The sequence below is a fragment of the Flavobacterium sp. genome (assembly GCF_031363805.1).
GTDB lineage: Bacteria > Bacteroidota > Bacteroidia > Flavobacteriales > Flavobacteriaceae > Flavobacterium.
Window position 1 is genome coordinate 1 of sequence record NZ_JANLVD010000210.1, and the last position, 10,737, is coordinate 10,737.

General features: G+C 31.1%; 11 protein-coding genes. 3 read left to right on the forward strand and 8 right to left on the reverse strand.

Annotation, left to right across the window (positions count from 1 at the left end; all coding sequences use genetic code 11):
- The 3 genes from RMN92_RS11220 to RMN92_RS11230 form a co-directional block, all read right to left on the reverse strand.
- Positions 1-426 (reverse strand): ABC transporter permease subunit (locus tag RMN92_RS11220; protein WP_309609535.1); only part of this gene is annotated, 426 nt, incomplete at its 3' end.
- 120 nt (positions 427-546) lie between these two features.
- The gene (locus RMN92_RS11225; protein ID WP_309609536.1) at positions 547-843 is read right to left on the reverse strand and encodes an antibiotic biosynthesis monooxygenase family protein; all 297 of its coding nucleotides are present in this window, start codon (positions 841-843) and stop codon (positions 547-549) included.
- 73 nt (positions 844-916) lie between these two features.
- Complete coding sequence (locus RMN92_RS11230) at positions 917-1,750, reverse strand: SAM-dependent chlorinase/fluorinase (RefSeq protein ID WP_309609545.1); 834 nt, start codon at positions 1,748-1,750, stop codon at positions 917-919.
- Positions 1,751-1,846: 96 nt separating this feature from the next.
- On the opposite strand from RMN92_RS11230, the gene RMN92_RS11235 reads away from it, so the two are divergent.
- Positions 1,847-2,797, forward strand: a complete 951-nt coding sequence (locus RMN92_RS11235) for a PhoH family protein (RefSeq protein WP_309609537.1) — start codon at positions 1,847-1,849, stop codon at positions 2,795-2,797.
- Between the two features lie 108 nt (positions 2,798-2,905).
- Here RMN92_RS11235 and RMN92_RS11240 read toward each other — a convergent pair whose 3' ends face one another.
- Both RMN92_RS11240 and RMN92_RS11245 read right to left on the reverse strand, forming a co-directional pair.
- Positions 2,906-3,589 carry a hypothetical protein gene (locus tag RMN92_RS11240; protein WP_309609538.1) on the reverse strand — a complete coding sequence of 228 codons (684 nt, stop codon included), beginning with the start codon at positions 3,587-3,589 and terminating at the stop codon, positions 2,906-2,908.
- Between the two features lie 221 nt (positions 3,590-3,810).
- The gene (locus RMN92_RS11245; RefSeq protein ID WP_309609539.1) at positions 3,811-4,041 is read right to left on the reverse strand and encodes a helix-turn-helix transcriptional regulator; all 231 of its coding nucleotides are present in this window, start codon (positions 4,039-4,041) and stop codon (positions 3,811-3,813) included.
- A 190-nt stretch (positions 4,042-4,231) separates the two neighbouring features.
- On the opposite strand from RMN92_RS11245, the gene tssD reads away from it, so the two are divergent.
- The gene (gene tssD, locus RMN92_RS11250; RefSeq protein ID WP_309609540.1) at positions 4,232-5,710 is read left to right on the forward strand and encodes a type VI secretion system tube protein TssD; all 1,479 of its coding nucleotides are present in this window, start codon (positions 4,232-4,234) and stop codon (positions 5,708-5,710) included.
- A gap of 5 nt (positions 5,711-5,715) precedes the next feature.
- Complete coding sequence (locus tag RMN92_RS11255) at positions 5,716-6,387, forward strand: hypothetical protein (RefSeq protein WP_309609541.1); 672 nt, start codon at positions 5,716-5,718, stop codon at positions 6,385-6,387.
- 126 nt (positions 6,388-6,513) lie between these two features.
- Here RMN92_RS11255 and RMN92_RS11260 read toward each other — a convergent pair whose 3' ends face one another.
- The 3 genes from RMN92_RS11260 to RMN92_RS11270 all read right to left on the reverse strand — a co-directional run.
- Positions 6,514-7,146, reverse strand: coding sequence for a hypothetical protein (locus RMN92_RS11260; protein ID WP_309609542.1), 633 nt, complete (start codon positions 7,144-7,146; stop codon positions 6,514-6,516).
- Positions 7,147-7,824: 678 nt separating this feature from the next.
- Entirely contained in the window at positions 7,825-8,250 is a 426-nt protein-coding gene (locus tag RMN92_RS11265) for a hypothetical protein (protein ID WP_309609543.1), read from the reverse strand.
- 20 nt (positions 8,251-8,270) lie between these two features.
- Positions 8,271-10,737, reverse strand: a 2,467-nt coding sequence (locus RMN92_RS11270) for a T9SS type B sorting domain-containing protein (protein ID WP_309609544.1), incomplete at its 5' end; no start/stop codon positions are given.

Genomic DNA, 10,737 nt, shown 5'->3' on the forward strand with positions numbered 1-10,737 from the left:
TCCAAAATAGGATCCTAGAGTACTTCCAAGATCTATATTGCCTTCAGGCAAACCAAAATCATAAATTACTTTTACATAAATTAAGGTTGGGATTATGGCAATTATTAGCAATAAAAAAGCGCCAAGAAATTTGCCATTTACAATTTCCCAAAGCGATAATGGCTTGGTAAGCAACAACTCCATGGTTCCTTGTTTTTTTTCGTCTGAAAAGCTACGCATAGTAACTGCTGGAATTAAAAAAAGCATGATCCACGGTGCAATGGTAAAAAACGGAGTAATATCGGCGAAGCCAGAATTTAGAATATTATAATTCCCTTCAAAAACCCACAAAAACAGTCCGCTTATGAGTAAGAAAATGGCAATGACCAAATAACCAATGGGTGACCCAAAAAAGGATTGAAATTCTTTAAATAATATGGCTTTCATTTTTTAATTTGATTATTCGATTATTCGATTGTTCGATAATTCGATTGTTCGATTGTTTGATAGTTTATTTATTTTTAATTCGTAATTCGTAATTCGTAATTCGTAATTTTTAATTCGTAATTATTTTAAAGAGGCCAGTTTGTCGACGCTCCAAGCTTCGGGTTTGTCATTGAACAGTTTTTTTGTAAAATTCCAAACATCATAAAAAAGTTCAGAGTTTCTGTAATTTTCTAGATCGCCCTCAGTTTCCCAATAACTGTAGGTAAAAAAAATACATTTGTTATTCTTGTCTTGGTACAATTCTAGAAAACGATTTCCTTCAGCATTTCGTATTTTTTCTTTCATCAATTCGAAGTTTTCTAGAAAAGCTGGAATATTTTCTTCGTGAAAGCTTAATTTTACTATTCTTACGAACATGGGATTTTATATTTTAGTAATTAGTAATTAGTAATTAGTAATTAGTTATATGATATTCACTACTGTACACTGATTACTGATTAATGAACACTACATTTACTACATCTCGATATTTCAATCCTAAAAGTGACCTTGCAGAACCCACCGTATTGGGATTGCTTCTGTAAATGGCAATTTCTAAAAAGCCAGCTTCATTAAATAATGCTAATTTTTCGCCCTCATAATCTTTTAATGTGTATTTTTCAGAAACTTTGAAATCAGAATAATTGTTGTGTATTTTTTTGATGTTTTTGGTTCCAAATTTAACTTCAAATGATCGATTTTTACCAACATCTTGAAACATCTTTTTTGTAATGTTGGTTACACAATTTCCAAAATGATCCGTGTAAATCACGCAGCCTTTGATACTATTCAAATCTGAAGCCATGACAGCTTGCAACTCGTTTACTATTTTAATGGACGATATTTCTTTTCCAATGACATTCAAATTGCCACCTTTTGCTAAATGGCAAGCTACTTTTACAAAAACATCCAAATCTGTTGCACCATCGGGCAAGCGATTGTGAATATTGATTTCTACTATTTTTTGAGGAAGCAATTTTTGTGTCAGAATACTCAAAATTCCATTGTCGGCACACACAAAAAACTGATCGTTCCATTGCATGGCAATGTGCTTATTTTCTTTGGTTAATTCATGATCAACTCCAATTAAATGAACCGTATTTTTAGGAAAATCTTTGTATGAAGCATTGACAATGTAACTGGCTTCTGAGATATTGAATAAGTCAATATGATGTGTAATATCAATAATTTGAACTTCTGGAAACTCGGAAATTAATTTACCTTTCAAAGCACCTACAAAGTGGTCTTTTAGTCCAAAATCTGTTGTTAAGGTAATTATTGACATCATTTTGTTTATAACTAATCGGGAATTGCTTCTTTTAATTTATTAAATTTGAGAGATGCAAAGCTAACTTATTTTTTTAATTTAATCTTACTGCTTTTGAACGAACGAATCATTGAATTACACGACATTGCTCCAAAAGAATTTTGGGGCGCACAGGATTCTCATTTAGAGACAATTAAAAGGTATTATCCAAAGCTAAAAATTGTAGCTCGAGGAACAACCTTAAAGGCTTTTGGCGAAAAAGCAGAACTGGATGAGTTTGAAAAACGTTTTAACAGATTGATGGTTCATTTTACACGCTACAATAATATTGATACCAACGTCATAGATCGAGTTATTTTGAATGATTCTCGTGAAGACCAGCGAATGGCAGACCACGACAAAATTTTGGTTCATGGAATAGGAGGGAAGCTCATTAAAGCTATGACGCCAAATCAACAATTGTTGGTAGACAGTATCAATAAAAATGATATGGTTTTTGCCGTTGGACCAGCAGGAACAGGAAAAACTTATACTGGAGTTGCTATGGCAGTAAAAGCTTTGAAAGAGAAGCAAGTCAAGCGTATCGTGCTTACACGACCAGCGGTTGAAGCGGGTGAAAACTTAGGATTTTTACCAGGTGATTTGAAAGAAAAACTAGATCCTTATATGCAACCTTTATATGACGCTTTGCGCGACATGTTGCCACCACAAACTTTGGAAGACTATATTTTAAAAGGCATTATTCAAATTGCGCCTTTGGCATTTATGCGTGGTAGAACGCTAGACAATGCATTTGTAATTTTGGACGAAGCACAGAATACAACCCATTCTCAAATGAAAATGTTTTTGACTCGTATGGGAAAAAACGCCAAATTTATGATTACAGGCGATCCTGGGCAAGTCGATTTGCCAAGAAGAACGATTTCTGGACTCAAAGAAGCCATTCTGGTGCTTAAAGATATAGAAGGAATTGGTATTATTTATTTGGATGATAAAGATATTGTCCGACACCGACTGGTCAAAAAAGTGATTGATGCTTATAAGCAAATTGAGAATAATGATTGATAAAAAAACCGTTTGAATTAAAATTTGAACGGTTTTTTTTTGATGTGAGATTTCGATTGGATTTTGAATAAAAAAAATAGTTCACAATTTGTGAACTATTTTTTTGGTTTAAACAGCTGGCGGTGTATTATTTCCTCCACTACCATAACGATTGACGTGTAGTTTTTTTAACATTTTGCTAATGGTATATTCGTTTGCTTTGGCGGTGCCGTGGTAAACTGCTTTTCCTATACTGCACACATCTGTAATGTAGTCATTATATAATATGTCGAAAGTTGAACCATTATCATTGGTGAGCAATTGTCGTTGTTTTATAATATCTGTTTGCAAATTGCTTTTTTCTGTAAGGGCTTTGAAGCTTGTATCCAAAAGTGCTGGAAAATTGGACTTCATGGCTTTTGATGTAAGCAAAGCTTGGTTGCTGGCTACTACTTGCATTAATGATTTAATATCGACAAGTCCACCTTCTATATTACGTTTTTTTAAATTGGTAATTATGTCTTGTACCAAAGTTGTAGGTAAGGCAGCTTTTTGCACCACGATATTGAATATTTTGAGTGGTTTGTATAAATTATCGGCTAGTAGGTATAATTCTTTGGTTACTGTTTTTTGTTGTGTAAGCAGTACATCGGCTTTTTCAAGTTCTCTTACTTCTTCGGTGGTCGCTTTAAACAGGTTTAAAAATTCCACGGAATAAAAACTGTTTTCTGCTTCGATTTCGGCCTGGTCTCTTTCGAAGCTGGAAATAAGCATGTCAGCGAGGGGGACATATTCTTCTTGTTTGATTCTCATTAGTATATTTGTTTTAAGGTTACTTTTTGGTGCAAGTCTTACTTTGGGAGGTACTTGCCTTATTTAAGTTGGTACTTGTGTTACTTCGGTCGGTACTTGTCTTACTATCATTAGTACTTGGCTTACTTCGGTCGGTACTTGTCTTACTTGGATTGGTACTTATCTTACTTTGTTTGGTACTTGTGTTACTTTGGTTGGTGCATGGGTTACTAATTTTAACATTACATTTTATTTTTTATTTCCAATAATAATTCATCTAATGAAATTTCTAAACCTGCACAAATTTCCAAAAGATAAATATATGACGGATTAAACTCTCCCGTTTCAACTTTGTGAATTGATTGTTGGTCTTTAAAAATTTTTAAACCTAATTTTGCTTGAGACAGTCCTTTTCTAATTCGTACTTCACGAATTTGCTGTCCTAACTTTTGTAACTCACTTGATTTGTCCACCAATTTATTTTTGTGGAAAATTCAGATTTATTGACTTAAATATTAACATACAACAATATGTTAATTAAATTATTTTTGTATGTTTGTCAAAATTAAATTTGTAAGAAATTAAACTTTAACAAAATACGCGGGATAACCGTAAAATGTTTTTGTGGGTTTATTGTATACTTGCAAAAACTAAAACTAAAAAATGGCAGTTAAAGCAATACTAGAAATAGAGGGGAAAAAATTTAACATTCAAGAATTTAATTACAAACTCGAGCAAGCAGCAAACCACATAGGTTATCCTTGTGGCAATGTTTCTGGTGGACATATAATATTGGTTTTGGAGTCTGACAAAGACATTACAGCTTTTGACTGGACAAAGAGCCATGATGTGCAGAAGAAAGGCACCATTACTTTTTATAACCAAGATGGGATAAGTATATTTAAAAAACTAGGATTTCAAGAAGCTTATTGCTTTCTTTATAAAGAAGAATTTGATAGCAATGGCAAATTTGCAATGCGCCATACTATCGAGATATCGCCTGGAAATAGCAATTACCAAGGTTCTAATTTTACAAAAGACTGGAGCAAACCTCAAATTGATATGAAAAATGCAAGTACTTTTGTGGAGGAAGATAAAGAAGAAGAGAAAAAAGTAACCGTTTTATTTGATGCCAATAGTAGCGATGTAAAAAATGGTAAATTTGGTTTTGATAAATTTGATCCTAATTTTAAAAATAATTATACTGGAAAAGATTTCACTAAATTTGAAAACGAATACAATCCAATCCAAGTAAATGGAGAAAAATATTTTCCAGTATGGGTTAGTATGAGAAAAGGACAAACCATATCTTTGAGTATTGAAAATATAAAGCGGAAAAACTACAAGTTATACAATGAAATTAAATTTGAAGCCAGCCCAGATTTTACATTTGAACCTGCCAATTTAAAAGATGTGAGTGAAGTACAAATTACTTGTAACAACTCTGGAAGTCAAGCTCAAATAAAAGTGGAGGGCGATGGTCAGTTAGTTGGAGCAATTAATGTATTTTATCCAGAAGTTAAAACCGTAAATTTAGATTGGCGATATGTTGAAATTACAGGTAACGAAGAAGATAAAAACGATTTAGTTAGAAAAATTAACAAAATTAAATTAATCGAGTTACTTAAAAAAGCTTTCAACCCGATGCTCATAGATTTTACCATAGAAAATGACAAACCTAAATTAGCTGATTTATCAAAAGAAAATTTGACAGGAGTTATTTATAAAATAGGTCAAACAGAATATATATTAAAAGGTCGTAAAGGTTCATTTGTAGCATTTGTAGAAAAGGCTTCCGTTCCGTCAGCAACAAATTTAACATTATATCTAGCAAATCGTGCGTGTATGGATAAAGCAAATGCAGAAGTTGAAGAAGGTAATATAGAAGTAGTAGCAGGATTTTCAGAAATAAATTCAGGCGTAGCCTATGGTATTTCAGCAAATTTGGAAGGAAAAATGCTACCCGAAGCGATTGCTCATGAAATTATGCACGCTTTGGGACTTGAGCATACTTTTGTAGAACAAAACTCTCATATTTTTGATGGTAAAAGTACAGATAACTACATGGATTATTCAGACACTAAAACATATACTTGGAAGTGGCAATGGGAAATAGCACGAAATAATAAACTTTTAAAATAATTACTATGAAAAAAATAATTTTTAATTTTACTTTTTTATTGTTTTCATTATTCATATTTGCTCAAAAAAGTGAATCAAAATGCAACTACAATGATTCCATTTTCAAACTTTTTCCAAACGAAATGACATTTGATATTGAAAAATATAAATCATATAATAACAAAGGAGAAGTTGTAATACTAGACAATGATAAATATTATTACACAATACAAATTGATTCAACAGAAATATCTTTTGTTAAATTAAATAAAGAATTAAAAATAGATAAAACTATATATTACTATCCAAATGGTAAAATTAAAAGAAATTATTTTTACTTCAAGCCATACGAAGAAAGTACCAGTAGTAAAATAGCAGTGTCAAAAAGATTTAATTTAGATGGCAGTATTCAGGAAATATATGATTATGATTATGGTTATAAAGTATGCTATGACGAGATTATACCAATAGTAAAAAAAATAATTGGCGCAAAAAAAATTAAAAAGTATGAACTTCAATTTAGTGTAGGCAGGTCAGATCTAAGTAGATTTCCAGACGGTAAAGCAAAATGGTTTATAAGTGTTACTGGAAATAAAAAATATCACGAAAAAATAAAACCAAGTAATAGTTACGATTATGTTATAGATGGAGTTACTGGAAAATTTCTTGGCATATTAAAACCTCAATGGGTTCCATAAAGGAGATGAAAACAAATTTATCAATTCTAATTTTATTGTTTTTCTGTTTTTCATCAAATAAACAATTACAATCTGTCTGAGTTGATGGTAATGTTATTATTATTTTAACGATTGAGATTTTAATTCTTATTTATATTCTAAATAGCATTCATTTTCTTTAAAATAAAAATTATCTTCCCATATTTTTTTATTTATGAATACATCGGTTGTTTCAATCAATAAATCATATTTTCTGTTTTGAACTTTAAAAATTTTATAGGCATGATTTAATTTATTTTTATCTTTATAAATTATAGAGTATTGTATTGTTGAAATATTTCTAGCTGATATTTCAAAGACCAAAAATTTAGGAGATTCGGATGTAAGTACTTTATAATCAATACGACTGAACATTTTGGGTGATAGTGGTTGTTTATTAAACTCGACAATACAGGTTCGAATTGAATCTACAGAAAGAAAGTTTTTATTATTTTCTCTCCTAATTTTCATTTTTCTTAGTTTATTGGAATTAACAACTCTAATGTTAGCGTCATATATTGAATAGTTACCACTCGGGGTAACTGCAAAACTAATATTATTGTCATTTTCAGGTACTATTACTACAGTAGGATAACCATCACCTAAAGTTTGTTTTATTGTTTCTCTTTGAGATAATACAAGTTTATTTTGAATTTTTACAGATTTTTGTATATTTTTTAATAAAGTATTTTGTTTTATTAATAGTAAACCAGTACTATCAACTACATTTTTTTGAAGCAATTTTATTGAATCAGTTTTAGCTTTCATTTCTTTATCATATAGTTCTTTTTGTTTTTCCTTGAAAAAGTTATATTTTTTTTCTAAATCTGCATCTTTTCTCGAATTAGCGTCTTTGTCACATTGTCTAAATAAAGATATTAAACCAAAAACTCCGATGATGATTGCAAAAGTAATAACAAGTTTTTTTCTATTTAGTGTATCTGAAATTGCAAGCGCAGTAGAAAGTATAAAATTAATCCAGTATAAATATATAATTCATAGGTCATATCAAATTGTTGTTTTTCTTAAAAATTTGCATTAGATTCGTGGTTTAACTTTTGAAATAGATGCCAACGTCCAAACTTACGCATAAATTTTAAATTATCTAATTTATAAATAAATACTGGTTGAAAAGTTTATAGGACGAGTGCTTTTGTATTATTGTATAAAACAATTTAATTCTTAAGGAAAATGAAAAATATGGTAATTGAAATTATTCTACAAGAAATAAAGTTTCTCCCGCATTAGGGATTAAGGCGATATCCTGTCATTGCGTTTAAATAATATGATTGTTTCGTCATGCTTCCTCGCAATGACAGATAAAGCCGAAAGCCCGACCAAAATAAAAAACTTGTTTTATTCATATTGTGAGTAAAACAAGTTTTTTGTTTTTGGGAATGCCATAATGATGAAACAATTTTATTTAATGATACTATCAACTATTTTTCCATTTTCAAAAATATTTATCTTTACTAATTTACCTCTTTCATTATAATATTTCCAATTTCCTGAATAATACCAATGCGCATTATTCTCTATATTATCTAATTTTGTGTATCCTTTTTGTTTTAATTTTCGATTTGGATAATAAAATTTGGTCAGACATTTATCATTCTTATAATTTTCTTTTCTATCCAATTTTCCATTGTAAATATATTTCCAAGATCCTGTTTGTTTCCCTTTATAATATTTCCCTTTTGAGATGTAAGGATAATCGAAAGTATCAATAGTTACCCATTTTCCTACTTGTATATTATTTTTTACTTCATTTATCTTTGTTTTACAACTTTGAATACTCAATACTAAATATGGAATTAATATTAAATAGAATAACTGATTAGTCATAAATTGATTTTTTTTTACCATCACCTTTTTAAAGAAAAGTTTCCTTTACTACTTTTTCCATTTTCTAATGCTACAGTAAACCAATAATCGTCAGCTGGCATTGGTGCGCCATTGAAAGTACCATCCCAGCCATTGGCTTCTATACTGAACTGTTTTAATAATTTGCCAAATCGATCAAAAACCGAAATTAATCCTTTGGGTTTGTATGATGCGCTGAGTCCTTTTAAATTCCAATATTCATGGTAACCATCGCCGTTTGGGGTGAAATATTTTGGTGCTCCCAGAACATTGGCTTCTTTTTCCGATATGCCACAACCATTTACATCTTTAACGTAAACGGTATGAATGCCAGCAGCTACATTTTCAAAAGTATTGCTTTCTTGATATGGACCATCTATAAAATCCAAACTATATAAATATTGATTGCTTGCGCCAGTTGCCGTAATTATTAATGTATTATTTTGTGATAAATCTTCAACATTGATATTGGTTATGGTGGCAATATCTGATTCGGTTACTTTTATAATTCTAGTTTTTACACATAAATTAACATTTTTTACAATTACTGAATAAGTGCCTTTTGCGTTTACTTCTATTTCAAAAGTTTTCTCACCAGTTGACCAAGCATAGGTATAATCTGTTGGCAGACCAGCCAATATTCCTGCGTTTAATTTTAAGGGTTCTGTAGCATTGAGACAATAAATATATTCATCGGTGATTTTAATATTGGGCAATCTGTATATTTCATAATTAATGATGCTTATTCCAGAACAACTGTTTCCTTCTTCGATTCTGGCATAAACAGTTTGAATGCCATAGGAAATCAGATTTTTAAATTGAGCAGGATTCAATATCGGATTTTGCTCCAATAATGCATCGTTCTGAGTGGAATAATAAGTCAGGGTTTGCGTTGGTGTGACAGTTATATTGGATAGTGTTAAATCTGAATTTATAAATCCGTCTTCCACGCCATCATTATCGCACTTTGATGGAATGGTATAATTTTGACTTATAATGACATTTACATTCAAGGTTAGCGTACTAAAACTGTAACATCCGGTTGTTGTGTTGGTTACTTTGGCAATTATTTGCTGCGGATTAGTTGTATTTGTATAGTTTGTGTTTAAAATATTCTGATTGCTTTGCGCGCTTGATGAATTGGGATAAAAAACAGTAGAAAAATTTGAATTGTTTCCTGTTAAAGAATTATTCGCTTCGTCTAGATTGAAAATGCTTATTCCATCTGGGTTGGTTCCTGTATCACATTGAACCAAGGTAGTATTTACAATTGCTGGCAGCGGATTTATTGCAAGTATTAAAATAGTTGAATACAATCCGCAGGAGTTACCAATTTTATCCAGTTTAACACGGAATTGGTAGCCGCTCATAGCATTTGTAACGCTTGAAATAACTAAAGAGTTGGTTGTAGTGTTGGAGTATGGAGGAACATTGGTAATATTGTTCCAATTCAAACCATTGTTTGTTGAAACTTCCCATTGATAAGTGTTTCCGCCATTGTCCACTAAAGCTATTACAGTAGCATTTTGCAATTCGCAAGTAGGTGGTAATTGCGGTTGTGTGGTAATGATTATTGGAGCGGCAGTTACATAGTTGGCGTTGGGTGTTGTGTAGCCCAATCCGCTGGTTACCAATCCGTTTATATTTACTGTTGGTGGTGCGATATTTCCTAGAAAACCATCATTGTTCGGATCCAAAAAACCAGCTTCAATTACGTCATTGCAGCCATCGTTGTCACTATCTAGTTCGCGGTAATTTTTAATCAGGTCTGCATCAGTATTGGCAATTCCAGTTTCTACCGAATCATAAATACCATCATTATCGGCATCTAAATCAAGATAATCTGGAACACCATCATTATCTGTATCAAAAGGAACAAATCCAGTTTCAAAAGCGTTGTCGAGACCATTTAAATTGGTATCGGCATTTAAAATTACTACAGGCGAATTTCCTTGGGCTTCTATATTATCGAGAATTCCATCATTGTCACTATCATCATCAAATTCGTCAAAAATTCCATCTGAATCTGAATCGTTTGGAACACAGGTAGCAATAATTTTAAAAGTAGATTTGTTATTGAAGGTATCCGAAATATTTTTATGAGTGAATTTAAAATTATTTATTTGATATGACTGAAATTTAAAAGTACCAGTTCCAGCCGCAAGCGGAATAATTCCGTTTAACTTAAAACGTATTTCAAAAGATGAATAATTGGTTACGCCACTTTCGTAAAGACCATCATAATTTGTATCTATCAAAAGTTGATTGTTAGGATTTAAAACCGTTATGGTTTTAGTTATATCTGAATTGACAATATATTCTGCATTTGAATTGATTAAATCTGTAGCATTTGCTGTTGTAACATATTCTAAACTGATGTTGGTTGGCGAAGAAAAAGCGATATTGTAAACTACATTTTTATTTTTTCCAATAGGAACTTCGGTTACAAAACTACCATCTGTATTTCCT

What these genes read in the sequence shown, in the direction of transcription:
- tssD (WP_309609540.1), top strand. Translation starts at nt 4,232, where the DNA reads ATGGCAGTTAAAGCAATACTAGAAATAGAGGGGAAAAAATTTAACATT.
- RMN92_RS11265 (WP_309609543.1), bottom strand. Translation starts at nt 8,250, where the DNA reads ATGACTAATCAGTTATTCTATTTAATATTAATTCCATATTTAGTATTG.
- RMN92_RS11230 (WP_309609545.1), bottom strand. Translation starts at nt 1,750, where the DNA reads ATGTCAATAATTACCTTAACAACAGATTTTGGACTAAAAGACCACTTT.
- RMN92_RS11240 (WP_309609538.1), bottom strand. Translation starts at nt 3,589, where the DNA reads ATGAGAATCAAACAAGAAGAATATGTCCCCCTCGCTGACATGCTTATT.
- RMN92_RS11225 (WP_309609536.1), bottom strand. Translation starts at nt 843, where the DNA reads ATGTTCGTAAGAATAGTAAAATTAAGCTTTCACGAAGAAAATATTCCA.
- RMN92_RS11255 (WP_309609541.1), top strand. Translation starts at nt 5,716, where the DNA reads ATGAAAAAAATAATTTTTAATTTTACTTTTTTATTGTTTTCATTATTC.